Raw genomic sequence first — 26,694 nt, forward strand, 5'->3', positions numbered from 1 at the left:
GCGGGTGGCGCAATAGCCTGTCGGCATGGCAGGAGAGCAGACGGTCCAGGTCGACGGCCGCCGGCTGCGCCTGTCGAACCTCGACAAGGTGCTGTACCCGAGAACGGGCACCACGAAGGGCGAGGTGATCGACTACTTCTCGCGCATCGCGCCGCTGATGCTGCCGCATCTCGACCGGCGCCCGGTGACACGCAAACGCTGGCCCGAGGGCGTCGAGCAGCCGGACTTCTTCGCCAAGGCCCTCGAGCCCGGAGCCCCGTCATGGCTCCCCCGCCTGCCGATCGACCACTCCAGCGGGTCGAAGGACTACCCCCTCGTCGAAGAGGTCGCCTCGCTCGTCTACCTCGCACAGGTCGCGAGCCTCGAGCTGCACGTCCCGCAGTGGCGCTTCACCGACGCCGGCGAGCGCGGCGCCGCCGACCGGCTCGTCCTCGACCTCGATCCCGGCCCCGGCGTCGGCCTGGCCGAGTGCGCCGAGGTGGCGCGGTGGGTGCGCAGCATCCTGTCGGACATGGGCATGGAGCTGTTCCCCGTCACGAGCGGAAGCAAGGGCATCCATCTGTACGCTCCGCTCACCGGCACGCAGACGAGCGATCAGGCCTCGGCGTTCGCCAAGGAGCTCGCCCGGGCGCTCGAGGCCGACCACCCCGACCTCGTCATCAGCCAGATGACCCGCAGCGCCCGGGCGGGCAAGATCTTCCTCGACTGGAGCCAGAACAACGGCTCTAAGACCACCATCGCTCCCTACTCACTGCGTGGCCGCGACGAGCCGACAGTGGCCGCGCCACGGACGTGGGACGAGCTGGACGACCCCGACCTGCGCCATCTGCGCTTCGACGAGATGCTCGAGCGCGCCCGTGACCTCGGCGACCTGCTGGCGCCCCTCGCGCCCCGGCGGACGGCACCGCTCGCGCCCTACCTCGCCAAGCGCTCCGCGGACCGGACTCCCGAGCCGATGCCCGAGGCGGTGTCGGTGAGTGCGTCGGGGGTTCCGGGTACCGGCTCCGCCGGCAAACCCCGGTTCGTCATCCAGGAGCATCATGCTCGCCGCCTCCACTACGACCTGCGACTGGAGCGGGATGGCGTACTCGTCAGCTGGGCCGTGCCGCGCGGCATCCCCGAGACATCGGACCGCAACCATCTCGCCGTGATGACCGAGCCGCACCCGATGGAGTACCTGACCTTCCACGGCGAGATCCCGGCCGGTGAGTACGGCGCGGGAACGATGACCATCTGGGACACCGGTCTCTACGACCTCGAGAAGTGGCGACACGACGAGATCATCTTCACGCTCCGAAGCACGAACGGCGGAGGGGCAGCCGATGCGCGCCTCGTGCTCATCCGCACCGGCGGGTCGGGTGAGAAGTCGCAGTGGTTACTGCACCGGATGAGAAGCGACGTCACGGATGCGGCAGGCGCGGCGAGCCCCGGTTCTTCAGCATCCGAGACAGCCGCGTCGTCGCTGGGCGCGGCGGGTCCGGTGCCGCCCATGCTGGCCGTCCCCTCGTCGCCCGGGCCCGCCCGCGCGGCCGCGGAACGGTGGGGTCCCTGGGTCGAGTTCAAGTGGGACGGAGTCCGGGCGATCGCCTTCTGGGACGGCAAGCGGATGCGGTTGTACGCGCGAAGCGGTACCGACATCACCGCACGCTACCCCGAGCTCACCGACGCAGATGCCGATCTCGGCCTGGGCGACATTCCCCTCGTGCTCGACGGTGAGATCGTCGCGCTCGACGAGGCGGGCCGGCCGAGCTTCCCGCTCCTGCAGAACCGGATGCACCTCACCAAGGCCCGCGAGATCACCCGAGAACGGGCTCGGACTCCGGCCGACTTCTTCGTCTTCGACCTGCTGCGGCACGGTGACCGTGATGTCACTGATCTCCCGCTGCGGGAACGTCGTCGCCTGCTCGAGTCCGCGTCGGCGCGAGCACGGCCTCCGCTGGCCGTGCCGCCGGTGACGGATGACCTCGACGCTGCGCTCACCGCGGCCCGCCAGCTCGATCTCGAGGGCGCGGTCGTCAAAGACCCCTCGTCCCGCTATCGCATCGGCGTCCGTTCCGAAGAGTGGCTCAAGGTCAAGCTGACGCGAACGCAGGACGTCGTCGTCGGTGCCATCCGGCCGGGCAAGGGCGCCCGACGGGGCGGCATCGGGTCGCTGCTGCTGGGCATCCCCGACGACGACGGGGCGCTCCGGTACGCCGGTCGCGTGGGGTCGGGGTTCTCGGATGCCGAGCTGACACGGCTCACCGCGGCCCTCGACCCCCTCCGCACCGATCGGAATCCGTTCGTGGGTGTCCCGGCGGCCGACGCATCCGATGCGCTGTGGGTGCGACCCGAGCTCGTCGGCGAGGTCGAGTTCGCCGAGTTCACCCCCGGCGGCATCCTGCGCCATGCCCGGTGGCGCGGCCTGCGGCCGGATCGAGCGCCCGGCGACGTCCGCCGCGACGACGGCTAGAGCGAGCGCAGCACCTCGGTGAGCGCTACGAAGGCTCGCGCCCGGTGCGACGCGGCGTTCTTCTCCGCGGCGGACCACTCCGCGACGGTGCGAGCGGGCCCGGACTGCCCGTCGGGAACGAAGACGGGGTCGTATCCGAAACCGCCCTCGCCAGCCGCCTCGGTCGCCAGCCGGCCCGGCCAGACGCCTTCGACGACGTGCTCGGTGTCACCGTCGACGAGGGCGATGACCGACACGAACTGTGCGGTGCGGCGCGGGTCGGCGATGTCCGAGAGCTGATCGAGCAGCAGAGCCGTGTTGGCGGCGGCATCCTTCTTGTGGCCGGCCCAGTAGGCCGAGAAGGCACCCGGGGCTCCCCCGAGGGCGTCGACGCAGATCCCCGAGTCGTCGGCGAGCGCCGGCAATCCCGTGTGCGCCGCTGCGGCCCGGGCCTTGATCAGCGCGTTCTCCGTGAAGGTGACGCCGTCCTCGACCGGCTCCGGACCGTCGTAGCCGATGACTTCCAGATCGGGGCGGACCGCCGCGACGATCGCGTGGAACTCCTCGACCTTGTGCGGGTTGTGGGTCGCCAGGACGATGCGGCCGGTCATGCCAGCGTCGCCGCCTGGATGTCACGCAGCTGCGCGCATCCGTTCACACCGAGCTCGAGCAGCGCGTCGAGCTCGCGCTTGTCGAAGGGCGCGCCTTCGGCGGTGCCCTGCACCTCGACGAAGAGTCCGCGGCCGGTGACGACCACGTTCATGTCGGTCTCGGCCCGCACGTCCTCGACGTAGGCGAGGTCGAGCATCGGCGTTCCGTCGATGATCCCGACCGACACCGCCGACACCGAGTCGACCAGCGGCGCGGAGCGCTGTGCGATGAACTTCTGCGACCGGCCCCACTCGATCGCGTCGGCCAGGGCCACGTAGGCTCCGGTGATCGCGGCGGTGCGGGTGCCGCCGTCGGCCTGCAGCACGTCGCAGTCGATGACGATCGTGTTCTCGCCCAGCGCCTTCGTGTCGACGACGGCGCGCAGGGCACGACCGATGAGACGCGAGATCTCGTGCGTCCGCCCGCCGACCTTGCCCTTGATCGACTCGCGGTCGTTCCGGCTGTTCGTCGCGCGCGGCAGCATGGCGTACTCGGCCGTGACCCAGCCCTTGCCCTTGCCCGTCAGCCAGCGCGGGACGCCGTTGGTGAACGACGCCGTGCAGAGCACCTTCGTACCGCCGAAGCTCACGAGAGCCGATCCTTCGGCATGGGCGCTCCAGCCGCGCTCGATCGTCACGGTGCGGAGCTGGTCGGCGGTGCGCCCGTCGGCGCGCAGGGAATCGGTCATGAGGGGTCTCCGATCGGACGGCGGATGAGGGTCAGGATGCGGGTGGGGCGAGCTTCGGCAGCACGATCGCTCCGGTCTGGACCATGCGGACCGACGGCACGCCACGACCCATGAGCCGGTCGGCCAGGTTCAGGAAGTCGTCGCCGGAGTCGCCCGTGGCCTCGTAGACGTGACGGGGAACCGCGTCATCGTTCGCGAGCAGGCCGCGGGAGACCAGCTGTCGGTACACGTCCTTCGCCGTCTCGGAGTCGCTCGACACGAGCGCGACGTCGGGGCCCATGACGTAGCTGATCGCGCCTTCGAGGAAGGGATAGTGGGTGCAGCCCAGGACGAGCGTGTCGACCCCGGCGTCCCGGAGCGGCGCCAGGTACTCCTCGGCCACGGCGAGCACTTCGGGAGACTGCGTGATGCCCGCCTCGACGAACTCGACGAACCGCGGGCAGGATGCCGCGAACACCTCGAGGCGCTCGTTGACCTCGAGCATGTCCTGATACGCACGAGATGCGATCGTGCCGATCGTGCCGATGACGCCGATGCGGCCGTTCCGGGTGGTGGAGATCGCCGCGCGCACGGCAGGGTTGATGACCTCGACGACCGGGACGTCGTAGCGCTCCCGCGCGTCGCGCAACAGGGCCGATGAGGCGGTGTTGCACGCGATCACGAGCATCTTCACGCCCTCGTCGACCAGAGTGTCGAGGACCTCGAGCCCGTAGCGCCGGACGTCCGCGATGGGCTTCGGGCCGTAGGGCGAATGAGCCGTGTCGCCGATATAGAGCAACGACTCTCGTGGCAGCAGCTGCGAGATCGCCCGTGCCACCGTGAGCCCACCCACACCCGAGTCGAAGATTCCGATGGGCGCGTCATTCACGATCATCGAGCCTACCTGGCGTCGCGCCCTCACATCCCGAGGCGCTGCAGCGGGATGCGGCGTCGCTACAGTGGCACACATGGCCTCCAGCGCTCTGCTCACCGACCGTTACGAGATCACGATGCTGCAGGCTGCGCTGCGCGACGGCACCGCCGATCGGCACTGCGTGTTCGAGGTCTTCGCGCGTCGGCTCCCGGGCGGGCGGCGATTCGGCGTCGTCGCAGGCACCGGGCGACTGCTCGAGGAGGTCGAGAACTTCCGCTTCGGCGACGAGGAGCTGGAGTTCCTGCGCGAGCACGGGGCGCTCGACGAGCAGACTCTCGCGTGGCTCGCCGACTACCGCTTCACGGGCACGATCACCGGGTACCGCGAGGGCGAGCTCTACTTCCCCGGCTCGCCGGTCCTGACTGTCGAGGGCACCTTCGCCGAGGCGGTCGTGCTCGAGACCCTCGTGCTCAGCATCCTCAACTACGACTCCGCCGTCGCCACGGCGGCGGCGCGTATGGCGATCGCCGCCGGTGACCGCCCGCTCGCCGAGATGGGCTCGCGTCGTGCGCACGAGCGCAGCGCAGTGGCTGCGGCCCGGGCCGCGCACATCGCGGGCTTCGGCGCGACCAGCAACCTCGAGGCGGGCCGCACGTGGGGCATCCCGACCATGGGCACCGCCGCACACGCCTGGACGCTGCTCCACGACACCGAGGAAGCGGCCTTCCGCAGCCAGATCGACGCTCTCGGCGTCGACACCACGCTGCTGATCGACACCTACGACATCACCGAGGGCGTCGCGACGGCGATCCGAGTCGCCGGTACCGGCCTCGGCGGCGTTCGGATCGACTCGGGCGACCTCCCGACCGTCGCAGCCGACGTCCGCGCGCAGCTCGATGCACTCGGCGCGCGCGACACACGCATCACGGTCACGAGCGATCTCGACGAGTACGCGATCGCGGCCCTGGCGGCATCCCCCGTCGACGCATACGGCGTGGGGACGTCACTCGTCACCGGCTCGGGCACCCCTACAGCGGGCATGGTGTACAAGCTCGTCGCGCGGCAGAACGACGACGGATCGTGGCTCTCGGTCGCGAAGGCGTCAGCGGACAAGGCCTCCCACGGGGGTCGCAAGACGGCGTTCCGTGCGCTCGACGGCGGTACGGCCAAAGAGGAGGTCGTCGTCGTCTCCGACGGCTTCGAGCCGCTCGACACCCCTGCCGAGCACCCCGACGCGCGCGCACTGCAGACGACGCTCTTCTCGGATGGGCGTGCTGTGACCGAATGGATCGGGGCCGCGGGGGTTCGCGCCGCCCGCGCCCACCACGCCAGCGTGATCGAGGAGATGCCGGTGCGCGCTCTGGCGCTCAGCCGATCCGAGCCCGCGATCCCCACGGTTTACCGCGACGCCGATTGAGGTCGCCGCGTCGACTGGGCCCACAACGCCGAAAACGCCGGGTCCAGCGACGACGCGTCAGCGCGTCATCGACTCGTAGATCTCCTTGCATGTCGGGCAGACGGGGAACTTCTCCGGATCACGACCCGGCGTCCACTTCTTGCCGCACAATGCGCGCACCGGCTTGCCGGTGATCGCCGACTCGAGGATCTTGTCCTTCTTGACGTAGTGCGAGAACCGCTCATGGTCGCCCGGCTCGATCGTCTCCTCGCGGATCAGCTCTTCGAGCTCGCGGTCGAGGGTCGCGAGACCGCCCTGGTCGGGAGAATCGAGAGGAGTGCTCATGCGGGAATTCTATCGGCGAACGATCAGGTCGTCTCGGCGAATGCCATCAGCCGGTCCCCGCGGCGGTCGAACAGCAGACCCCCGATGAGGATGCCGACTGCGAGCACAAGCAGCCCGACCCCGAGTCCGGTTCCGAGAGCCCACCACTGCGCGTGCGCCTCCCCCTGCAGGAACCGCCAGGACCACCACAACGCCGGCGATGCGGCGAGAAGCGCGCCGACCAGCACCGCGCCCTGAGCGACCCCGCCGCCCGTGCGCTGGGGCTGCTGGAACGGACTGTCTCCGTGCCGGGCGACGGCGTAGGGAGCGAGGACGGACGACACCGACGAGAGGCCGAGGCCACCGAAGAGCAGCGCGGAGCACACCCCGACCATCACCGGCAGAACGTTCCAGTCACCGTGGATGCCGATTCCCACCGGGATCGCGATTGCGAGCAGCGGCAGTGCGACCAGGAGCAGCGGCACGAGTCGCCCGATGCGGTCAGACGCACCGCGCACAGCGCTCGAGATGTGCAGCCACACCGCCGAACCGTCGTACGCGAGGTCATTGTGGACGACCCAACCGAGCAGGAGGGCGATGAGCGGAGCGGGGATCAGCGCCGCGATCTCATGCGGCACGCCGACGATGATGAGAGGCACGACCGCGACGACGGCCGCGACCGGGATGATCGCGATGTCGACGAGGTACCGCGGATCACGCAGCCAATACACGAGAGAGCGCGCCGCCACCGCGCCTCCGGGCGTGCCCGGGGTGACGGTGAACCAGCCGAGTCCCCGGCGCTCACGGACGGATACGGGTCGCTCGGTGTGGGTGAGCATCCGTCGCACGATCAGGATCCATGCTGCGGCCAACGCCGCGACGGACAGAACCGCGACGATCACGACGGCCGGACGCGGATCGAGCGGCAGAACCCATGCCGCCCCGACGGGGGTGACCGCGAGGGTCCTCACCGCAGCGAGTAGGGGGCCCGGAACGCCGTCGTCCCAGTTCAGCGATGCGAGGAAGACCGCGACCGGGATCGCGACCACCGCGATGCCGAGCAGCAGCAGCGTCGTCAGCTCGCGCGACCGGCGGTCGGCGAGCACGAGAGCGGCGACCCCGAGGGCTACTCGCGCGAGCAGGAGCTGGGTGACGACGATCAGCGCGGCGCCGAAACCCGCCGCTACCGGGTCGACGCCATGGGCGATCCAGGTCAGGGCGACGGCCACCGCGACCACGATCACGGCCGCCGAAGGCAGACTCAGCGGACTGGCCGCGGCGGTCGCGGCCGCGACGAGCCGCCAGTCACGGCCGGTCACGATGAAGGCGCGCGGATCGAGAGGGTCGCGAACGGGAGTGACCAACGGCACCACCGCGAAGCAGGCCGACACGGCCGCCCCACCGACCGCGAGCACCACCAGTGCGCTCGCGAGGGGCGCGTCCTGCAGGCGCAGGAGCGCGAGGACGATCGCACCGACCAGCACGACGGCCGCGGCCAGCGCTGTCAGAGCGCGGGCACGGTGGAATCGCAGCGCCCCGACCAGGACGTCGAACCTCAGTCGGAGAACGTGTGCAACCATTCGAGGCCCTCCACCGCGCTGGTCCCGCCGGCGAGTTCGAGGAACCGCTGTTCCAGCGTGCGCCCGTCCCGCACCTCGTCGACCGTCCCGGCTGCCAGGATGCGGCCGCCGACGAGAACGGCGACGCCGGAGCAGGCGCGCTGGACGAGTTCCATGCCGTGACTCGACAGGATGACGGTGCCGCCGTGGGCGACGTACTTCTGCAGGATGTCGAGGATGGCGGCGCTCGATACGGGATCCACCGACTCGAAGGGCTCGTCGAGCACGAGAAGGCGCGGCGCGTGGATCATGGCACCCGCGAGCATGACCTTCTTCGTCATGCCGGCCGAGTAATCCGAGACGCTGCGTCCGAGCGCGTCGGTCAGATCGAAGGCCGCAGCGAGGTCGTTGATGCGATTCTCGACGACCGCGGGCTTCAGTCCCCGCAGGACGCCGTAGTAGTACAGGAGCTGACGGCCGGACAGCCGGTCGAAGGTCCGCAGGCGGTCGGGCAGGACGCCCATCTGCCGCTTCGCCCTGGCCGGGTCTCGACGGATGTCGATGCCCGCGATCTCGACAGCCCCCTCGTCGGGACGGAGGAGTCCGGCGATCATCGACAGCGTGGTCGTCTTGCCGGCACCGTTCGGACCCACCAGCCCGTAGAACGACCCCGCGGGGATCTCGAGGTCGATGCGGTCGACTGCACGCGCCTCGCCGTAGGCCTTGGTGACGCCGCTCAGACGCAGCGCCGGGGGCGCGGCTTCCGTCTCCACATCGGCCACAGCATCGGCCGCCGGCGCGGTGACGACGGGCTCCGGCTCCGGCTCAGGTTCCGGCAGGGGCTCGGGCTCAGGTTCCGGCTCCGGCTGCGGTTCTGGCTCCGGCTCAGGCTCGGGCTGCGGCTCCGGCTCCGGCTCCGGCTCCGGCAGGGGCTCGGGCTCGGGCTCGGGCCCGGGCTCGGGCTCGGGCTCAGGTTCCGGCTGCGGTTCTGGCTCCGGCTCAGGCTCGGTCGCCGGGGCGCTCTCCGGTCCAGCCGCGTCCGTCGCTGCCTCGTCGTGCAGCTCAGCGGGCGCGGATGCCGCGTCGCCCACGATCGCATCGCTCGATGCCATGCCATCCGACTCCGCGTTCTCACGCGCGGCGTCCTCCGCCGGTGCCACGAACGCGGCCGCAGCGACGGCTGCGGGAATCTCAGGCTTGGGCGGCGTCGTACCCGCCGCGGTCGAAGCGCTCGCGGAGCGCGGCTTCCGCGGGGACTTCTTCGCCGCGGGTGCCCCCGACGCGCGCGGCTTCCGCGGCTTCGCCGTCTTCACGGGGGACTTCTTGCGGTCCGTCGACGCTTCTTCGGACGAGGCGGCAGCCGACGTCGCGGCGACCGCGAGTCCGGCCGCAGCGACCTCGGCGGGGATGTCCGGCAGAGGTGGCACAGAGGTATCGACAGGCGACTCGACACGCTTCTCGATCTGGGGGGCGGAGGTGTCGTCTGTCACCCCCCAAACCTATCAAGCGGGTGGTCAGCGCCACGGCTCGTCGTCATCAGCAAACACCGAGAATCGCGCTACCAGGAAGGTCACGAAAGCGCAACGGCTCCGAGTGTTCCGGCGAGCTCCCAGAAGCGGTCGGTACCATGAAAAACGCTCTGCCGGGGTTTCACCTCGGTGAATACTGATCTAACTCGTAACTTCAGGAGATGCTCGTGGGCCTTCAGATCGTGATCCTCGCCGCAGGGATGGGTTCCCGTCTGGGCCGTTCCCTCCCCAAGCCGCTGACCGAGCTGAACGACGGCCGGAGCATCATGCAGCAGCAGCATGACAACATCCGCGCCGCTTTCGGCGACGACGCGCGCATCACGACCGTCGTCGGCTACCGCGCCGAGACGATCGTCGACGCATTCCCGGATGTCGACTACGTCTACAACGCCCGCTACGACGAGACGAACACCTCGCAGAGCCTGCTGCGCGCACTCAAGGCCTCGGGCCGCGGCGGCGTGCTCTGGATGAACGGCGACGTCGTGTTCGACCCCCGCGTGCTCGGACGCGCCGTCTCGCTCATCGAGCGGGATCAGTCGTTCGTCACGGTCAACACCGCGAAGGTGAGCGACGAAGAGGTCAAGTACACCGTGAGCGGAGAGGGCTTCATCAAGGAGCTCTCCAAGACCGTCCGGGGCGGCATCGGCGAAGCGGTCGGCATCAACTACATCTCCGGGCGCGACAAGAAGGCTCTCATCGCGCAGCTCGGTCGTGTCGACGACCAGGATTACTTCGAGCGCGGACTCGAGCTCGCGATCGCCGAGAACGGCCTGCTGCTGGAGCCGATGGACATCTCCGACCTCTACGCCGTCGAGGTCGACTTCGCGGAAGATCTCGAACGCGCGAACCTCTACGTCTGACCCCGCCGCGCCCGCGGCGCGAGAGGATGGGTGTCATGGCCCGAAAGGTGCATCGCATCGACTCTCTTCCCGACGACGCCCCGCGCCGCGACGCGGGCGACCCTGAGGGAGCGCAGCATCCGCTGACCGTCCGCACGCTCGACCGGCTCCTCGCCGTGCAGCGTCCGGTCGTCCTGGCACATCTGCGCGGCATCCGGCAGCGGCACCCCGGTGCCACGACCGCCCAGGTCGTGCAGATGCTCGAACGTCGATACCTCACGGCGGTCACCACGGGCGGCGCGGCGGTCGGTGCCACGGCGGTGATCCCCGGGATCGGCACGGCCACGACGCTCGCCCTCAGCGGCGTCGAGACGGCGGGATTCCTCGAAGCGACCGCTCTGTTCGCGCAATCTCTCGCAGAACTGCACGGCATCCCGGTCGACAACCCTGATCGCGCTCGAGCCCTGGTCCTCGCGCTCATGCTGGGCCGCGAGGGCGCGGATCTGGTCGGTCAGTTCGCACGACAGGCCAGCGGCAAGGGCGCAGCGCGCAGCTCCTACTGGGGCGAGCTCGTGACGTCATCCCTCCCCCGTACGGCCGTCGGTCCTGTCCTCGACCGGTTGAAGCACGCTTTTCTGCGCCGCTTCGCCGCGGCGGGAGGCGCGTCGGTCGTCGGCAAGGCGCTTCCGTTCGGCATCGGCGCAGCGATCGGCGGCACGGGCAACCACATCCTCGGGCGCCGCGTCATCTCGGGCGCACGCCGGGCCTTCGGCGTTGTCCCGAGCGCGTTCCCGGCGACGCTGGATCCCGGAGAGGAAAATCAACCGAACGGACGAGGTCCGGCGCTCGTGGCGCGTCGGATCAGCGGCACGTTCGCCGAGGGCGGCCGTCAGATCGGCTCGCTCGCCTCTCGACCGTTCCGGCGTGTCGAGCGGCGCAGCGCTCGAGAGAAGGGCGCGAACGACGCTTCCGCCGATCGGAGAGAATCATGATCGCTTTCGTCGTGACGATCCTCCTCGTGGGCGCCGTCTTCAACATCGTCACGTGGCCGACCTTCCTGCGACGTGTCTCACGCGACCCGCGCGCGAGGGATGCCGACGGGCGGCGTACCCGGTTCTTCACCGTGCATCTGGTGCTCGTCGTGATCGCCGTCGCGCTCGCGGCGCTCTTCCTCGCCGGCGCGGCGATGATCGGGCTCGCCGGGATCTGAGCCGGCGCTGGTCCCGGTCAGGCGTCGTCGAACTCCGCCTCGTCGCGTTCGTCGGCGACCGTGACCGTGCGTGCGTCCCACTCCGCCCATCGCTGCATGAGCAGCTCGATCGCGGCGTGGAAGCGCGCCGTCGCGGCCCCCGGCGACGTGTCGCCGAAGTAGTGTTGCGACCACCCGCGCAGGTGCCCGGACGCGTCGGGGTCGTCGGCGATGCGGTCTGCCATCTCGACGATCGATGCCGCCGAGGCCGCGTCGAGCCAGGCGGCATCCGCGAGGTAGCCGCCCGTATCGACGAGCGCTGCCGGATCCGCGGGCCGGGTGACGAGCAGCGGCTTCGCGACCGCCAGCCGGTCGTAGATCATCGCGGAGATGTCGACGACGGCGAGATCGGCGGCGGCGAGCTGCCACCCCAGCTCGGGACCATCGTCGTACACGTGATGAGCGAGCGGGTCAGCGCTGTTGGCGGCGGCGATCGCCGCGACGATGCGCCGATGCGCGTCACCGTACGCCGCGTCGACGACCCCGGACCTCGGATGCGGCCGATAGATCAACCGGTGCTGCGGTGACGCGAGGACCGCGGCCGCCAGAGCCTCGCCGTGCGAGGCGATCGAGCCATAGTGCGCGGCGGGGCGGTCGCCCTCCCAGGTGGGCGCATAGAGGATGACGCGGCGCCCGTCCTCGGGGTACGGGAGCGATCCCGAGAAGTGATCCGCCTGCGGCCGACCGATCGCGATCGTGCGCGCGTCGAGGTCGTAGTCCCAGAGAACGCGACCGAGACGCTCTCGAGCCGCATCACCTGCGATCAGGGCATAGTCGTACGCCTTGAACTGGTTCGTGGTCATGTACATCTTGTCGGACTCGCCGTGGTTGATGAACACATGCCATCGGTGCCCGTAGCGGAACATCTGGAAGTTACGGGTGTTCTGATTGACGTACAGGACGACCCGGATGTCCTGCGCGGCGACCACCGATTCGAGGGCCCGGACGGTCGGGGCGAACAGGACGGGCAGCGCACCATCGGCGAGGATCGCCTGCGCGCCGGTGGCGCTGCGGCTGATGACGACGACCGGCCAGGTCTTCGCGAGGAGTTGGAGCGGCTTGTACCACTGCCGTATCTGGTACATGTTCACGTCACCGTCGGCGAAGTACACCGCGATGCGGAAGTGACCGGCGGGTGGCTGCGGCGCCCTGGTGAGGGAGCGTCGCACGTCGACGTACGCGGCCCGGTTCGAGACGGCACGCCGCACCAGGGCGACGGCTTTTCGGACGTCCGAGATGATTCCCACCCTTCCAGGGTACCGAGCGGGTCAGCCGGAGCGTATCAGCGGGAGCGGGCGCGCGTGACATGATCGACGGATGCATGACGACGCGCACGGATGGCGTCCGGCGCCCGTACCGGACCGAGGCGCGGGCGTGTCCTTCGTCATCCCCGTGCTCAATGAGCGCGACTACCTCGAACACGCCGTGCGCAGCGTGCTCGCTCAGGACCTCGACGCGCCCATCGAGGTGATCCTCGCGCTCGGCCCGTCCTCCGATGGAACGGACGCGGTGGCCCGCCGGCTCGCCGACGAGGAACCGAGGATCCGTCTCGTCCGAAACCCCGCGGCTCACATCCCCGTCGGCTTGAACATCGCGATCCGGGCGGCTCGCTACCCGACGATCGTGCGGGTGGACGCGCATTCGGAGCTCGAGCCCGGGTACGCGCGCGCCGCACTCGACACGCTCGCTCGGGTGCAGGCGGCGAACGTCGGCGGTGTGATGCGCGCCGAAGGCCGAAGCGCTTTCCAGCGAGCGGTGGCCCGCGCCTACAACTCGCGCATCGGGCTCGGCGGCGGCGCATACCACGGCGGTACCACCGAGGGCCCCGCCGAATCCGCCTACCTGGGCGTGATGCGGCGCAGCGTCCTCGACGAGGTCGGGTTGTTCGACGAAGGAATCCGCCGCGGCGAGGATTGGGAGCTCAACCTCCGCATCCGGCGAGCCGGGTATCGGGTGTGGTTCGACCCCGACCTGCACGTCACCTATTGGCCTCGCGACAGCTGGTCCCGCCTCGTACGGCAGTTCCGGGCGACCGGCTCATGGCGGGGCGAGCTCGTACGACGTTTCGGCAGACGGAACGGTCTGCGCTTCTTCGCTCCCCCGGCACTCGTCGTGGCGACCGCCGCATCGCTCGTCGTCGGCGCGGCCCAGCTCCTCGGAGCGGCGCCGGGACGCGCCGGCATCCTGCTGTCGATCGCCCATGCGCCTGTCGCGGCCTACGCGGCCCTCATCGCCGTCGTCGCGGCCGGGCGCGGCGGCGGTCGCGGACTGCGAGACCGCCTCTGGACCCTCGCGGTCCTGCCGTCGATGCATCTGTCATGGGGCGTCGGCTTTCTGCAGGGCGCCGCGCGCGGGGCGCGGGGCACCGTCGACACATCGCGTCTCGAGCGGAACACGCCGCTTCCCTAGGTCAATCGCGCGAGACCAATCCCTGGTCGAGGATCCGCGCGACCACGCGCTCTGCGGCCCGAGAGTCATCACGAGCGTTGAACCGGGCGCGCCAGCGGGCGTACCGCTCGGGGTCGCCCCCCTCGCCGGAGGTGATGGCGCGAACCAGTTCCTTCTGCGTCCGCACGACCGGACCGGGGGCCGCATCCGTCAGATCGAAGTAGAATCCGCGCAGCTCACCGCGGTAGTGCTCGAGGTCGGGAACGAAGAAGTACATCGGCCGCCCGGTGACGGAGTAGTCGAACATGACGGACGAGTAGTCGGTGATGAGTGCGTCCGAGGCGAGCTGAAGCGCAGCCAGGTCGGGGTACGACGTCACATCGATCACGCGGGCCCCGCGCTCGTCGGCGCCGGGCGCCAGCGTCCGCGAGTGCCCGCGGACCAGCACCACGGCGCCCGTCGCCTCGGCGAGCGCTGGCAGATCGAGGAAGTCGACGATCGTCTGACGGTCGTCGCGCCACGTGGGCGCGTACAGCAGCACCTGCTCTCCGGCATCGATCCCGAGGGACGCGCGCACGGCTTCCCGATCGCCGGTGTGCAGTTCATCCGTCCGCGGATACCCTTCGACCCACACCGGCTTGCGCCGGAACGCGTACGCCGCCCGGAGCACACGTGCGCTGTAGGGGTTCTGGGCGAGGAGGATGTCCCAGCGCCTGCTCTCTCGGAACACGGCGAGGGCCCGTCGCGGGTCGAAGCCCGGCCGGTGGAGAGCGAGTCGTTTGAGAGGCGTACCGTGCCAGGTCTGGAGGACGACCTGACCCGGTTTCCGGACGAACTGCCGGCGCAGCCAGTCGTTGACCACGAGCAGTCGGGCGGCGCCCCGGGCTCGCCACCATTCGGGGCTTCCGTCGACCACGGCGATCGCTCCCTCGGGCACCGCGACCGAGAGATCGACAACGCTCCAATAGCGGGTGACTGCGGGAGCCACGCGTGCCAGTTCGCGGTCGATCGCGAGCGGATTGTCGCTCGCGCTCCGGCCGTAGAAGCTCTCGAAGAAGACGGCGTTCTCGAGGGGTCCGCGGTGAGCGGCATAGCGCTGTTCGAGGGCCCGACTCCCCTCTCCCGACGCGAGCGCCGGATCGACGGGCGGCCCGATGCGCAGCAGTGCTCCGTCCCAGCTCGCGCGAAGCGTGCGCCCGTGGAAGGGCGCCGGCATCTCGGTGTCCTGGCCGCCGTCGCCCTGCATTCGGACGCCGTCGATGACGAGGTCGTAGCTTCCCCCGGGCAGCGGGAGGGAGGCGCCGCCCCAGCGGGACGCGTGCAGAGGGACACGCGCCGTCCAGCCGCCGGCCACAGTCGTCACCTCGGCGCGAGATCGCGCCCGCGGGCCGACGACCTGAACCTCGCCGGGCGTGGGGCCGGCACCGCTCACGGTGAGGACGGGTGAGCCCTCGACATCGAACCCGATGATCATCACGACCGCTCCCCTGCAGCTTCCGGCACCGCAGCGACGATCGCCTCGTGTACTCGACGCGCGTTCCCGCCGTCTCGCCACGCGTGCATGCGCAGGCTCAGCTCAGCCGATCGGCGGCGACGACGATCCGTTTCCGGTCCTCCCGCGAGGAGCTCGTCGAGCTGCGAGCACAGCTCGGGCCACGATCGGGCGGCGTCGTCGCCCGCGACCTCCCCGTAGGTGCCGTAGAAGCCGCGAGTGCGGGCGTAGCGCTCGACATCGGGGGCCAGGAAGAGCGTCGGCAGCGGCACGAGCCCGGCGTCGTAGACGAGAGAGGAGTAATCCGTGACGAGCGCGTCCATGGCCGGGAGCAGGGGCGTCACGTCCGGGACGAGGTCGCTCCCGAGTATGCGGACGCGCGGCGTCGGCGACGGTGGGGTGTAGTCGCCCCCGCCCAGGGGGTGAGAGCGGACCAGGAGAACGGCGTCGTGCGCCTCGAGAACGGTAAGGATGCGCTGCCAGTCGGCAGCGTCGGGCGTCGCCGGATCGGGGTCTCCGTCGCGCCAGGTCGGCGCGTACAGCACGGCATGAGCATCTGCGAGGCCGGGGACCGCGGTCTCGAGGCGCCGACGCGCGTCCTGTCGCCCCTGTCGGCGGTCCGCGGGCGAGAGCACGTCGACCCGCGGCTCACCGAGCACGGGCACATGGCTGTCGTCGAGCCCGAAGGCGCTCTCCAGGCGGCCGCGCACGCGGTGGGACGCTGCCGGCAGGAGGTCGATCTGAGCCTGCGTGCGCCGATACGCCAGAGCCAAGAGACGCCGGATGCCGGGAACACCGCCCAGCCGACCGGGGTCCGTCGTGACCGGCGCGTCGAGGCCGATCCGCTTCAGCGGGATGCCGTGCCACAGCTGCACGAGGAACGCACCGCCGACGCCGTAGCGATTGACGTCGCCCAGACCATGCGTGACCACGACGACCCCCGCCCGGGCCGTATGCCAGAAGCCCGCAAGCGAGTCCCGCTGCACGGTCGGGATGCCGAGGCGCTTCGCATCGTCGGCCTGCCGCTGCGACGACACCAGCCACACGGCCCGGCGACGGGGCGCCGCCTGCCAGAGGGCGAGCGCCCCATCGGCGATGCCGACGGCGCACCCGAACACCCAAGCGGATCGATCACGCGGGATCACGAGGGTGGCGAGCCGTCCCGCGAGATAGGCGGGGATGCGCAGGACCTTGCGCACATTGCCCGCGCCGAACGAGAAGGACGCCACCCCGCGAGCCTATCGCGGGGTGGCGTCCGGGCCGGTACGGCGCTTACTGCTGCAACTGGCCGAGGGTCACGGTCGCGGTCTGCTCACGGCCGTCACGCACATACGTGAGCTTGGCTTCGCTGCCTGCGGCCAGTGCGCGCACCTGTGCGGTCAAGTCGACCTGGTCGGTGATGGCGATCCCGTTGAACTCCGTCACGATGTCGCCGTTGCGCAGGCCCGCCGACGCGGCGGCCCCACCCGAGCTCACCTCATTGATGAGAGCGCCGGCACGCGTCGCGCCGGGTGCCGCAGCGGCATCTCCGACCGTCGCGCCGAGGAGGCCGTGGGTAGCCGAGCCGTTGTCGATGATCTCGTTCGCGACGCGTTCGGCGACCGTCGAGGGGATGGCGAACCCGACACCGATGGAGCCGGCCTCGGTGGACGCCCCGCCCGCGCTCGCGATCGCGACGTTGATGCCGATCAGTCGACCCTTGCCATCGACGAGGGCGCCGCCGGAGTTGCCCGGGTTGATGGCGGCGTCGGTCTGGATGACCGAGATCGCGATCGACGACTTCGGCTGGGACGGCGTCTGCTGACCCTGGCCGAAATCGAACTCGAACGGCGTGCGCCCGCCCGGGGTCTCCTGCTGCGATCCGCCTTCCGATTCGGGCGCCGCCGACGACGCGATCTGGATCGAGCGGTTCAGCGCGCTCACGATGCCCGTCGTCACGGTGTTGGACAGCCCCAGAGGCGCGCCCACGGCGACCGTCTGGTCGCCGACGTTGAGCTTGCTCGAGTCGGCGAACTCGATGGGGGTGAGGCCTGAGGCGTCGGTCAGCTTGATGACCGCGAGGTCGTACGTCGGGTCAGTGCCCACGATCGTGGCCGCGTACACCCGGCCGTCCGAGGTGGTGACCGAGAGCTTCGGGTCGCCGGTGGCTCCGTCGAGCGTGACCACGTGCGTGTTCGTCAGTACGTAGCCGTCTTCGCTGAGGATCACGCCGGAGCCCGTCCCGCCGGAGGTGCCGGACGAGGCGGAGATGGTCACGACACTCGGCAGCACCTTCGTCGCGATGGCCGTGGTCGCGTTGACCGAGTCGGGGTTGTTGACGGTGATCGACGACGGGCCCGAGCTCTGGGAAGCGGGAGCCGCGACGAACGACGATCCCACCGCCGCCGCGCCACCGACACCGGCCGCACCACCGACGAGGGCCGCCGCAACGAGGATCGCCGCGATCTTCCCGCCTCCGACCTTGCTTCGGTCGTGAGACTCGGGGGCCGCGGTCGTCGCGAAGGGCTGACCGAAGGCCGGAGCGCCACTGTGCGGTGCGGGCTGGCCGTAGGGCTGAGTCGGCTGGGTGTGGAAGGCCGGGCCGGGGTCCGCCGGCGCGCCGGGCAGCGGCGGGCGGGGCGGGATGGACGCGTCGGCGCGCGGCGTCGCTGCCGCGTCAGGTGCCGACACGGGCGAGGTACGGGCGTGGTCGGCAGGCTGCTCGGCGTCGCTGCGCGCGTCGGGAGTCCGGTCGTCGGGGAAGTTCTGATCGCTCATCGAGGTTGCTCCTTTGTCCAAGCAAGAACAGGTTGCCGCCCCATGCTGTGGTTTGCCTATGCCGAGGATGGGACACGCCTATGCGTGTAGCCTGAGCCGGATGCACGAGGTTCCCGGCGCGTGGCGCCGCGCCGCACGAGGCGCCGGTCTCCTGACCGATGACGGTCTGCCCGTCCCCACCATCTTCGCCGAGATGACCGCGCTCGCCGCTCGAACGGGCGCGATCAACCTGGGTCAGGGCTTCCCCGACGAGGACGGGCCGCAAGAGGTCCTCGAGGCCGCGCGCGCGGCCATCGCCGGCGGCCGTAACCAGTACCCGCCCGGTCGCGGAGAGCCGGAACTGCTGGCCGCGATCGCCGAGCACCAGTCGCGTTGGTACGGCATCGAGCTCGACGCCGACACGCAGGTGCTGGTGACCGCCGGCGCTACCGAGGCTCTCGCCGCGACGGTGCTCGCGCTGGTCGACGGCCCGGATGACGAAGTCGTCGTCTTCGAGCCCTACTACGACGCGTATGCGGCCCTGGTCGCGCTGTCCGGTGCCCGCCTCGTGGGCGTTCCGCTCCGGTGGCCCGACTTCCAGCCCGACCTCGACGAGCTCGCCGCAGCCGTCACCGATCGCACCCGCATCATCCTGGTCAACGACCCGCACAATCCGACCGGGACGGTCTTCTCACGCGAGACGATCGACGAGATCGTCCGCTTGGCGCATCGGCACGACGCCGTGATCGTCACGGACGAGGTGTACGAACACCTGACCTTCGACGCGCCCCACGTCCCGATCGCGACCCTGCCCGGCGCCGCTGGGCGGACGCTGTCGATCTCGTCCGCAGGCAAGACGTTCTCGGTGACGGGCTGGAAGGTCGGGTGGGTCACGGGCCCCGCCGAGCTCGTCCGCGCAGTCCTCGCGGTCAAGCAATGGCTCACGTACGTCAACGCCGGCCCGTTCCAGCTTGCCGTCGCCGCCGGACTGCGGCTTCCCGACGGCGTCTTCTCGGGTATCGCCGATCGTCTGCGCGCGGGTCGGGATCTCCTCGGCGCCGGGCTGCGCGAGGCCGGCTTCGCCGTGTCGACCCCAGCCGGTTCGTACTTCACCGTCGCGGATGCCGCGCCCCTCGGGGCTTCCGACGGCGACGCGTTCTGCCGGGAGCTGCCGGACCGTGCGGGTGTCGTGGCGATCCCGCTGACGGCCTTCGCGTCGCCCGCGCACCGGACCGAGTACGCCACGCTGGTGAGGTTCGCCGCCTGCAAGCGCCCGGACGTCCTGGCCGAGGCGTCAGCTCGACTCGCGCGGGCCTTCTGACCGGGGCACGACCTCGAAGCGGCGCAGCCGAAGCGCGGGGTTGACCCGTCGGACGCGCTCGACCGCATGGACGTCGATGTGGGCGACGGCGACGTCGCTCGACGTTCCCACCGCGGCGATCTCCACACCCTGCGGATCGAACACCCCGGAGTTGCCGACCCCCAGCGGCGGCGGATGGTCCGCGGCCGCGACGAAGAAGGTGTTCTCGATAGCGCGAGCCCGCAGCAGCGTGTTCCACTGCAATTCCTTGAGCGGGCCGCGCACCCACTGTGCGGGAACGAGGACGACGTGCGCGCCGGTGTCGGCGAGTACGCGGCCGATCTCCGGGAACCGCAGGTCGTAACAGGTCATCAGCGCGAAGCGCACGCCGTCGATCTCGAAGGTCTCGGGCGGCGCGATCGCACCGGGCTCGACCCAGTCGGACTCGCGCTGCCCGAAGGCATCGTAGAGGTGCAGTTTGCGGTACGACGCGACGAGCCCGTCGGGTCCCACGGCCACGACCGTGTTGCGCACGCGCTCGGCGTCCGAAGCCCGCTCCAGAAGGCCCGCGACGATGTGCACGCCGTGATGACGTGCGAGGTCGCCGAGCCCCTCGACGAACGGACCCTGGAGGTCCTGGGCGTTCTCGCGGAGCGTCTCGTCGAACGGGTCGACGAAGTAGCTCGAGTACTCCGGGAAAAGGACGATCTGGGCTCCGCGCGACCGAGCGCGTTCGACGAACCCGGCGATCGCGCGGAGGTTGTCGTCGACGTCGGCCGCGGGCGCGAACTGGGCCACGGCGAGAGCTGTCATCGGTCCTCCGAACGGCGGTGGCGGTAGATGAGCGGTGAGACCACCCAGAGCAGAGCTATGAGGAACGCCAGCGCGCCCCCCGCTACCCAGGATGCCGCAGTGCTGACCACGACGTCGAAGACGAAGACGACCACGCCCACCAGCAGGACCGATACCGTCACCAGCGCGAACAGCAGAGCCGTGTGACCGAACGCGACGACGGCGGGCTTGGCCCGGCGGCGGAACAATCCGCGATGGAGGGCCACCGGCGACAGGGCGACGATCGCGCTGAGTGCTGCCAGCACGACGAGGGTCAGATAGAACACCCGCTGCGGCCCGCTCAGGTCGCGGAACGCCGGTTGGAAGGCGAGAGCCAGCAGAAAACCGGTCAGGATCTGGGTGCCCGTCTGCAGGACGCGCAACTCCTGGAGCAGCTCGTTCCAGTTGCGGTCGGCACGCTCGTCCGCCGACTCGGCACGACCGTCGTCTGCGACGTCATCGCCTCGGTCGGCGACCGGGGTGGCGGGACTCATGTCGCTATCTTCCTCGCCCCGGACCGAGGACGCCAACACCCGAATGCCGGTCGCGTCACGACACGCCCGGGACGCTCCGGATGCCACCCCGATTGGACGCCCCTCGGACCCCGTGCTAGTGTTATCTCTTGTGCCGCGGGGTGGAGCAGCTCGGTAGCTCGCTGGGCTCATAACCCAGAGGTCGCAGGTTCAAATCCTGTCCCCGCAACAAGAACACGAAGGCCCCGTCGTAAGACGGGGCCTTCGTTGCATGTAGCCACGCCCGCCGAAAGCCAGCGGAGCAAGTCTCAGCGGCTCTTCGTCAGTCGGCCAGCATCGCTTCGCTCATGCCGTCGAGGAAGCGTGTGACCGTCGCGAGCTCCTCGGGACTGAACGGGTCCATCGCCTCTCGCATGCGGCGCAGGCGCGCGGCGAAATGCCGGCCGAAGTCCTGCCGGGACGATTCGGTGAGCGTGATGACCAGTGCACGTCGGTCGTTCGGGTGCGGCGCGCGCTCGATGAACCCCTCCTTCGCCAGTCGATCGAGCATCTTCGTCGTGGAAGCGCTCGATATACCCAGATGGCGCGCGAGGTCGTGCGGCTTCACCAGCTCACCGCGCTGCTCGCGAATGCTGAGCATGCGCAGCGCCGAGAGGTCGGTGGCGTTCATGTCCATGTCCGAGCGGAGCCCGGTATGCATGCGATCCATCGCGTCGCTGAACGCTCGCACGGCTTCGAGAGCCGAGCGCTCTACACGACTTCTCGCCACCTCGGCATTCGGGTCAGCCATGTGGACACCACCTCTCGAGCCTGGTTATCATCGGCTCAAACGCTAGTTAAGCTAGCAAAAACGCCTCGCGAATGGCATATCCAGGACGGTGAACGTGATCTCCTTGCCCGATGACAGCAGAGCCGCTGTCGATCGCGCGCTCGAGGAGGTCCTCACCAGGCTCACACAGCGGGCCATCCCTCGGGGCTCATCGGCTCTTGCCCTCATCCGCGCCGCCTCGGCGGCGACATCCGGCGGCAAGCGCTTCCGCCCGGCTCTGGTGGTGGCGTCGTTCGACGCGTTCGGCGGCGACCGCCTGGCCACGCCCGGCCTGTGGGACGTGGCAGCCGCGTTCGAACTGCTCCACAGCGCGTTCGTGATCCACGACGATCTGATCGACCGCGACATCGAGCGGCGCGGTGTTCCCAACGTCGGCGGGACCTTCCGATCGCACGCCCGGTCCCTGGGCGTCAGCGCAGACGACGCCGAGCGGGTGGGCGATGCCGCCGCCGTCCTTGCCGGCGACATCCTTCTCTACGAGGCGGCGCGTCTCGTGGCCACGGCCGACGTCGCGTCGGATCAGCGGGTACCCCTGTTCGATCTGCTCGACGATGCCGTGCTGGTTTCGGCCATCGGAGAGCTCGCCGACGTCGAGCAGGCCGTCGTCCCTGCCGAGCCGGAGACCGCGCAACTGCTCAGCACGGCTCACGACAAGACGGCGGTCTACTCCTTCTGCGCACCGCTCGCGGCGGGTGCCGTGCTCGCCGGGGCGGACGACGGTGATCGCGGCGTGCTGATGTCGGTCGGAGCGGACCTCGGCCTCGCCTTCCAGCTGGTGGACGATCTGATCGGCACCTTCGGCGACGAGGCGCAGGCCGGCCGGGGCGCCGGCGCGGACCTCCGCGAGGCCAAGCGCACGCCTCTCATCTCCTTCGCCCGCGACTCGGCATCCTGGCCACAGGTGTCGTCCGCGCTGGCGATGGCGCCGACGGGTCCGATCGCCGTCCAGGCGGCACAGCGCGAGCTCGACGCCAGCGGCGCCCGCGAGCAGCTGGTGACCCTCATCGGCCAGACGCTCTCCTCGGTGCGGCGTCGAGCGGCCGAACTGCCACCCGCCGCGCGTGCGCTCATCGAGCAGCTCGCCGACGGCATCGAAGGACGGATCCCGTGACCCCCGACGACTCCGCGATCGCCCTGTACGACCGAACCGCGCGCGACGCCGCAGCCGTCGTGATCTCGGCCTACTCGACCTCGTTCGGGCTCGCTGCGCGGCTCCTGGGGCCGCGCGTGCGTCCGCACGTGCGGAACATCTACGCCTTGGTTCGCGTGGCCGACGAGATCGTCGACGGATCCGCCGAGCAGGCCGGGATGCCCCTGACGGCACAACGACGCGTCCTCGACGCGCTCGAGGAGGAGACGCTCCTGGCGGTCGAGGAGGGCTTCAGCGCGAACCTCATCGTCCACGCGTTCGCGTCGACGGCGCGGGAGTGCGGTATCGGCGCAGACCTCGTGCGACCCTTCTTCTCCTCGATGCGGACCGATCTCGAGGTGTCGTCCCACGACGCGGGCTCGCACGCCTCCTACGTCTATGGTTCGGCCGAAGTCGTCGGACTGATGTGCCTCCAGACCTTCGTCAACGCCGGCGGCTCGCACCCGCGCCCCGCCGACCCCGATCTCGTCGACGGCGCACGTCGCCTCGGCGCCGCATTCCAGGACGTGAACTTCTTGCGTGATCTCCCCCACGACGTCGGATCCCTCGGCCGCGACTACCTCGGTGTCGACGGCGCCGACGGCACCGCCTCGCGCGTGGAAGTGCTCGACCGTATCGACGCCGACCTCGACGCGGCCGGCGCCATCATCCCGCGCCTGCCGGCGGACTGCCGACGCGCCGTCACTGCAGCGCACGATCTGTTCACGGCGCTCTCCCGCCGCCTACGACGGGCCGGTGACACCGACCAGCGAGTCCGCGTGCCGAACACCGTGAAGCTCGGCCTGGCCGCTCGCGCGACGGTCGGCGCCGCTCCCCTGCGAGCCGGCGCATGACCCGGGCACGATCGCAGCGCCCCGCGCCCGGCTCGCGCGTCGTCGTGATCGGCGGCGGCATCGCCGGTCTCGCCACGGCTGCGCTGCTGGCCGATGAGGGTCACGCCGTGACGGTTATCGAGGCGCGGGAGGAGACGGGCGGACGGGCCGGCACATGGGAGCGCGACGGCTTCCGGTTCGACACCGGGCCGAGCTGGTACCTCATGCCCGAGGTCTTCGAGCACTTCTTCGCCCTGCTCGGGACGACGGCGGCGGCTGAACTCGACCTGGTCCCCCTGGTCCCGGCCTATCGCGTCTACGCGGAGCCCGAGGGCGACGGCATCGGAGATCACATCGACGTCGTGTCGGGGCGAGCCGAGGCGACAGCGCTGTTCGAGAGCCGTGAGCCCGGTGCCGGCGCACGACTGGACGAATACCTCGATTCCGCTGCCGACGCCTACGACCTCGCGGTATCGAAGTTCCTGTACGACACGTACGCCTCGTCCGAGGGGCTCCGCGACCCCGACATCCTGCGGCGCATCCCGACGCTCGCTCCGCTGCTCACCCGCTCGCTGAACCGGTTCGTCGACAGCCGGTTCCAGGACCCGATGCTGCGTCAGGTCCTCGGCTACCCCGCGGTCTTCCTCGGCTCGTCGCCGTATGACGTGCCGAGCCTCTACCACCTCATGAGCCACCTCGACCTCGACGACGCGGTGCTGTACCCGCGCGGCGGCTTCACCGAGATCATCGCGGCGATCGAGCGCTTGGCGCGCGAACGCGGCGTCGAGGTGCGCACCGGCACCGCCGTCGCGCAGATCCTCACCGCCGCGGACGGCAGCGCCCGCGGGGTCCGTCTGGCCGACACGAGCGAGGTCGCCGCCGACATCGTGGTGTCCGCAGCCGATCTGCACCACACCGAGACGGTCCTGCTCCCTCCCGAGCGGCAGACGTACCCCGAGCGCTGGTGGCGCAAGCGCACGCCGAGCTTCGGCGCGCTGCTGATCCTCCTCGGCGTCGAGGGCGAACTGCCCGAGCTGTCGCACCACACCCTGCTCTTCACCCGCGGTTGGCGCGAGAACTTCGATGCGATCTCGGGACGGGACACCCACATCCCCGATCCCGCGTCGCTGTACGTGTGCCGTCCCAGCGCGACCGACGACACCGTCGCTCCAGCCGGATCGGAGAACCTGTTCGTCCTAGTTCCCATTCCGGCCGACCCCGAACTCGGCCGCGGAGGTGTCGACGGGGCCGGTGATGCCGCGATCGAAGCCGCCGCCGACCGGGCGATCGAGCAGATCGCGCAGTGGACCGGGGTGGACGATCTCGCTTCTCGCGTACGCGTCCGCCGCACGATCGCACCCGCGGACTTCGCGCGCGACCTCGGGGCGTGGCGCGGAAACTCCCTGGGACTGGCGCACACGCTGGGACAGAGCGCGTTGTTCCGCCCGGGGAACGCCTCCAAGAAGGTTCCCGGTCTCTACTACGCCGGCGCTTCCGTGCTCCCGGGCATCGGGCTGCCGATGTGCCTGATCTCGGCAGAGCTCGTCGTCAAGCGCCTGCGCGGAGACACGACCGCCGGCCCGCTGCCCGAGCCGGCCGCCCCCACCGGGTGAGCGGTGCCGGGCCTGTACCTGCTCGCCTTGCTCGTATCGCTCTGCGGTGTCGGGCTGCTCGATCGTCGGTTCCGCCTGGCGTTCTGGCGCGACCGTCGACGCACGGTGATCGCCTCTGTGCTCGGCACGGCATTCTTCCTGCTGTGGGACGCTGTCGGCATCGCAACGGGCGTGTTCGTCAAGGGCGACAGCCCCGCGCTGCTCGGTGTCGATCTCGCCCCGCACCTGCCGCTCGAAGAGCCGGTCTTCCTCCTCTTCCTCAGCTACCTCGCGCTGGTCGCCTACGGCGGCGCGCGGCGCAGGCACGAGGGACGGCCGCACGAGCCCCGCCGGAGGGATGTCGCGCCATGACCTATCCCCTCATCGTCATCCCCTTCGTCCTCGTGACCGTCGTCGTGACAGCGATGTCCGCTCGGCGCCCGCGCTTCGCCGCCCGCATGGCCTGGTCCTCGGTCGCCGCGGTCGTGCTCCTCCTGCTGACGGCGGTATTCGATAACGTGATGATCGCCGCCGGGCTCTTCACCTATCCGGAAGAGCACCTGAGCGGCATCCGAATCGGACTCGCGCCGCTCGAAGACTTCGCCTACCCGCTGTGCGCGGCCTTCCTGGTGCCTGCCGTCGCGACCCTCTTGGAGAAGCCGAAACGATGACCGCCCCCGCGCTCGCGCGCCAGCTCCTCGTCGCCTCCCGCCCGGTGAGCTGGATCAACACCGCCTACCCGTTCGCGGCGGCGTACCTCCTCACCACTCGCCAGATCGACGCGACGCTGCTCATCGGCACCCTGTTCTTCCTCGTCCCGTACAACCTCGCGATGTACGGCATCAACGACGTCTTCGACTACGAGTCCGACCTGCGGAACCCGCGGAAGGGCGGCGCGCACGGCGCCATCCTCGACCGGCGGGTGCACCGGGCGACGCTCTGGGCTGCCGCCCTGTCGTGCTTGCCGTTCGTGGCCCATCTCGTCGCGGTCGGCTCCCCGCTGTCCTGGCTCGTCCTCGCCGCGAGCCTCTTCTTCGTCGTGTTCTACAGCGCTCCCCCGCTTCGGCTGAAAGAGCGGCCGTTCGCCGACTCGATCACGAGCAGCATCCACTTCTTCTCCCCCGCCGTATACGGGCTGGTCCTCACCGGCGCGACCTGGACGTGGCAGCTCGTCCTCATCCTGCTGGGCTTCGCCGCATGGGGCGTCGCCTCGCACGCGTTCGGGGCCGTACAGGACGTCCAGGCCGACCGCGAGGCGGGGATCGCGTCCATCGCGACCGTGCGCGGCGCGCGCTGGACCGTGAGGTTCGCGCTGGGCTGCTACGCCCTCGCCGGCGTTCTCATGCTCGCGACCAGCTGGCCGGGCCCGCTTGCGGCTCTCGTGGCGGTCCCGTACCTCATCACGCTGTGGCCGTTCCGAAACATCACCGACGAGACGTGCGAACGGGCCACCGCGGGCTGGGACCGCTTTCTCTGGCTCAACCAGCTCGGCGGCTTCCTCGTCACCCTGCTGCTCGTCTGGTGGTGGCTGATCACGTCGTGATCGGCCACCACCCGTTCGGCGCTGACGAG

Annotated in this window: 26 protein-coding genes and 1 tRNA gene; 14 read left to right on the top strand and 13 right to left on the bottom strand. The window is 70.2% G+C overall.

Translation table 11 applies throughout. The features are described from left to right. Window positions 1-25 precede the first annotated feature (25 nt). A complete protein-coding gene (locus tag ABIC53_RS06165) occupies window positions 26-2,452 on the top strand; it encodes an ATP-dependent DNA ligase (RefSeq protein WP_323987565.1) in 2,427 nt (808 codons plus the stop codon). Here ABIC53_RS06165 and rdgB read toward each other — a convergent pair. Genes rdgB through murI form a run of 3 tightly spaced genes read right to left on the bottom strand, consistent with a single transcriptional unit; the run spans window position 2,449 to window position 4,638 of the window. After that, complete coding sequence (gene rdgB / locus ABIC53_RS06170) at window positions 2,449-3,042, bottom strand: RdgB/HAM1 family non-canonical purine NTP pyrophosphatase (protein ID WP_323987564.1); 594 nt, start codon at window positions 3,040-3,042, stop codon at window positions 2,449-2,451. The two genes, ABIC53_RS06165 and rdgB, sit on opposite strands and share 4 nt — an antisense overlap. After that, window positions 3,039-3,770, bottom strand: a complete 732-nt coding sequence (gene rph, locus ABIC53_RS06175; RefSeq protein WP_112614334.1) for a ribonuclease PH — start codon at window positions 3,768-3,770, stop codon at window positions 3,039-3,041. The genes rdgB and rph overlap by 4 nt, the downstream gene beginning before the upstream one ends. A gap of 31 nt (window positions 3,771-3,801) precedes the next feature. Continuing rightward, a complete protein-coding gene (gene murI / locus ABIC53_RS06180) occupies window positions 3,802-4,638 on the bottom strand; it encodes a glutamate racemase (RefSeq protein ID WP_114587995.1) in 837 nt (278 codons plus the stop codon). A 79-nt stretch (window positions 4,639-4,717) separates the two neighbouring features. On the opposite strand from murI, the gene ABIC53_RS06185 reads away from it, so the two are divergent. After that, entirely contained in the window at window positions 4,718-6,040 is a 1,323-nt protein-coding gene (locus tag ABIC53_RS06185; RefSeq protein WP_274177733.1) for a nicotinate phosphoribosyltransferase, read from the top strand. Window positions 6,041-6,097: 57 nt separating this feature from the next. Here the strand turns inward: ABIC53_RS06185 and ABIC53_RS06190 are convergent, their stop codons facing one another. The 3 genes from ABIC53_RS06190 to ABIC53_RS06200 are packed head-to-tail and all read right to left on the bottom strand — an operon-like array spanning window position 6,098 to window position 9,392. Beyond that, window positions 6,098-6,364: a DUF3039 domain-containing protein gene (locus ABIC53_RS06190; protein ID WP_023951164.1), complete on the bottom strand. Its 267-nt coding sequence runs from the start codon at window positions 6,362-6,364 to the stop codon at window positions 6,098-6,100. A 23-nt stretch (window positions 6,365-6,387) separates the two neighbouring features. After that, window positions 6,388-7,923: a hypothetical protein gene (locus ABIC53_RS06195; RefSeq protein ID WP_274177732.1), complete on the bottom strand. Its 1,536-nt coding sequence runs from the start codon at window positions 7,921-7,923 to the stop codon at window positions 6,388-6,390. Beyond that, window positions 7,899-9,392 carry an ABC transporter ATP-binding protein gene (locus ABIC53_RS06200; RefSeq protein WP_323987563.1) on the bottom strand — a complete coding sequence of 498 codons (1,494 nt, stop codon included), beginning with the start codon at window positions 9,390-9,392 and terminating at the stop codon, window positions 7,899-7,901. The genes ABIC53_RS06195 and ABIC53_RS06200 overlap by 25 nt, the downstream gene beginning before the upstream one ends. Window positions 9,393-9,598: 206 nt before the next feature. On the opposite strand from ABIC53_RS06200, the gene ABIC53_RS06205 reads away from it, so the two are divergent. Genes ABIC53_RS06205 through ABIC53_RS06215 form a run of 3 tightly spaced genes read left to right on the top strand, consistent with a single transcriptional unit; the run spans window position 9,599 to window position 11,480 of the window. Then, the gene (locus ABIC53_RS06205; RefSeq protein WP_112614328.1) at window positions 9,599-10,291 is read left to right on the top strand and encodes a phosphocholine cytidylyltransferase family protein; all 693 of its coding nucleotides are present in this window, start codon (window positions 9,599-9,601) and stop codon (window positions 10,289-10,291) included. 35 nt (window positions 10,292-10,326) lie between these two features. Continuing rightward, complete coding sequence (locus ABIC53_RS06210; RefSeq protein WP_282502449.1) at window positions 10,327-11,262, top strand: hypothetical protein; 936 nt, start codon at window positions 10,327-10,329, stop codon at window positions 11,260-11,262. Then, window positions 11,259-11,480: an SCO4848 family membrane protein gene (locus ABIC53_RS06215; RefSeq protein ID WP_282502448.1), complete on the top strand. Its 222-nt coding sequence runs from the start codon at window positions 11,259-11,261 to the stop codon at window positions 11,478-11,480. Before ABIC53_RS06210 ends, ABIC53_RS06215 begins: the two co-directional genes overlap by 4 nt. A gap of 17 nt (window positions 11,481-11,497) precedes the next feature. Here ABIC53_RS06215 and ABIC53_RS06220 read toward each other — a convergent pair whose 3' ends face one another. Continuing rightward, window positions 11,498-12,766: a CDP-glycerol glycerophosphotransferase family protein gene (locus tag ABIC53_RS06220; protein WP_282502447.1), complete on the bottom strand. Its 1,269-nt coding sequence runs from the start codon at window positions 12,764-12,766 to the stop codon at window positions 11,498-11,500. 70 nt (window positions 12,767-12,836) lie between these two features. Between ABIC53_RS06220 and ABIC53_RS06225 the strand changes: the two genes are divergently transcribed. Then, complete coding sequence (locus tag ABIC53_RS06225) at window positions 12,837-13,928, top strand: glycosyltransferase family 2 protein (RefSeq protein WP_282502446.1); 1,092 nt, start codon at window positions 12,837-12,839, stop codon at window positions 13,926-13,928. Between the two features lies 1 nt (window position 13,929). Here ABIC53_RS06225 and ABIC53_RS06230 read toward each other — a convergent pair whose 3' ends face one another. From ABIC53_RS06230 to ABIC53_RS06240, 3 genes are read right to left on the bottom strand one after another with little or no spacing between them, the layout of a single operon-like run. Then, window positions 13,930-15,381, bottom strand: a complete 1,452-nt coding sequence (locus tag ABIC53_RS06230) for a CDP-glycerol glycerophosphotransferase family protein (protein WP_282502569.1) — start codon at window positions 15,379-15,381, stop codon at window positions 13,930-13,932. Next, window positions 15,381-16,628 carry a CDP-glycerol glycerophosphotransferase family protein gene (locus ABIC53_RS06235; protein ID WP_282502445.1) on the bottom strand — a complete coding sequence of 416 codons (1,248 nt, stop codon included), beginning with the start codon at window positions 16,626-16,628 and terminating at the stop codon, window positions 15,381-15,383. Before ABIC53_RS06235 ends, ABIC53_RS06230 begins: the two co-directional genes overlap by 1 nt. A gap of 43 nt (window positions 16,629-16,671) precedes the next feature. Next, a complete protein-coding gene (locus tag ABIC53_RS06240) occupies window positions 16,672-18,156 on the bottom strand; it encodes a S1C family serine protease (RefSeq protein WP_282502444.1) in 1,485 nt (494 codons plus the stop codon). 100 nt (window positions 18,157-18,256) lie between these two features. Here ABIC53_RS06240 and ABIC53_RS06245 point away from each other — a divergent pair, with 100 nt between their 5' ends. Then, entirely contained in the window at window positions 18,257-19,456 is a 1,200-nt protein-coding gene (locus ABIC53_RS06245; protein WP_269266493.1) for an aminotransferase class I/II-fold pyridoxal phosphate-dependent enzyme, read from the top strand. Here the strand turns inward: ABIC53_RS06245 and ABIC53_RS06250 are convergent. Together ABIC53_RS06250 and ABIC53_RS06255 are read right to left on the bottom strand one after the other, a co-directional pair. Beyond that, the gene (locus tag ABIC53_RS06250; protein WP_323987562.1) at window positions 19,430-20,248 is read right to left on the bottom strand and encodes a carbon-nitrogen hydrolase family protein; all 819 of its coding nucleotides are present in this window, start codon (window positions 20,246-20,248) and stop codon (window positions 19,430-19,432) included. The genes ABIC53_RS06245 and ABIC53_RS06250 overlap by 27 nt on opposite strands. Next, window positions 20,245-20,760 carry a DUF6328 family protein gene (locus ABIC53_RS06255; RefSeq protein ID WP_112614310.1) on the bottom strand — a complete coding sequence of 172 codons (516 nt, stop codon included), beginning with the start codon at window positions 20,758-20,760 and terminating at the stop codon, window positions 20,245-20,247. Before ABIC53_RS06255 ends, ABIC53_RS06250 begins: the two co-directional genes overlap by 4 nt. Window positions 20,761-20,894: 134 nt before the next feature. On the opposite strand from ABIC53_RS06255, the gene ABIC53_RS06260 reads away from it, so the two are divergent. Next, a tRNA-Met gene (locus ABIC53_RS06260) sits at window positions 20,895-20,968 on the top strand. Between the two features lie 93 nt (window positions 20,969-21,061). Here ABIC53_RS06260 and ABIC53_RS06265 read toward each other — a convergent pair. Further along, a complete protein-coding gene (locus ABIC53_RS06265; protein ID WP_274177724.1) occupies window positions 21,062-21,529 on the bottom strand; it encodes a MarR family transcriptional regulator in 468 nt (155 codons plus the stop codon). Between the two features lie 94 nt (window positions 21,530-21,623). Here ABIC53_RS06265 and ABIC53_RS06270 point away from each other — a divergent pair, with 94 nt between their 5' ends. From ABIC53_RS06270 to ABIC53_RS06295, 6 genes are read left to right on the top strand one after another with little or no spacing between them, the layout of a single operon-like run. Further along, the gene (locus ABIC53_RS06270) at window positions 21,624-22,679 is read left to right on the top strand and encodes a polyprenyl synthetase family protein (protein ID WP_112615099.1); all 1,056 of its coding nucleotides are present in this window, start codon (window positions 21,624-21,626) and stop codon (window positions 22,677-22,679) included. Beyond that, window positions 22,676-23,551, top strand: coding sequence for a phytoene/squalene synthase family protein (locus ABIC53_RS06275; RefSeq protein WP_282502442.1), 876 nt, complete (start codon window positions 22,676-22,678; stop codon window positions 23,549-23,551). The genes ABIC53_RS06270 and ABIC53_RS06275 overlap by 4 nt, the downstream gene beginning before the upstream one ends. Further along, entirely contained in the window at window positions 23,548-25,143 is a 1,596-nt protein-coding gene (gene crtI / locus ABIC53_RS06280) for a phytoene desaturase family protein (protein ID WP_282502441.1), read from the top strand. The genes ABIC53_RS06275 and crtI overlap by 4 nt, the downstream gene beginning before the upstream one ends. 3 nt (window positions 25,144-25,146) lie before the next feature. Next, a complete protein-coding gene (locus ABIC53_RS06285) occupies window positions 25,147-25,494 on the top strand; it encodes a lycopene cyclase domain-containing protein (RefSeq protein WP_114587808.1) in 348 nt (115 codons plus the stop codon). Further along, window positions 25,491-25,793 (top strand): lycopene cyclase domain-containing protein, encoded by a 303-nt coding sequence (locus ABIC53_RS06290; protein ID WP_112614300.1) that lies wholly within the window; start codon window positions 25,491-25,493, stop codon window positions 25,791-25,793. Before ABIC53_RS06285 ends, ABIC53_RS06290 begins: the two co-directional genes overlap by 4 nt. Further along, a complete protein-coding gene (locus ABIC53_RS06295; RefSeq protein ID WP_354450786.1) occupies window positions 25,790-26,665 on the top strand; it encodes a prenyltransferase in 876 nt (291 codons plus the stop codon). Before ABIC53_RS06290 ends, ABIC53_RS06295 begins: the two co-directional genes overlap by 4 nt. Window positions 26,666-26,694 lie beyond the last annotated feature (29 nt).

The sequence above is a fragment of the Microbacterium sp. 1262 genome, from assembly GCF_040544895.1.
GTDB lineage: Bacteria > Actinomycetota > Actinomycetes > Actinomycetales > Microbacteriaceae > Microbacterium > Microbacterium plantarum.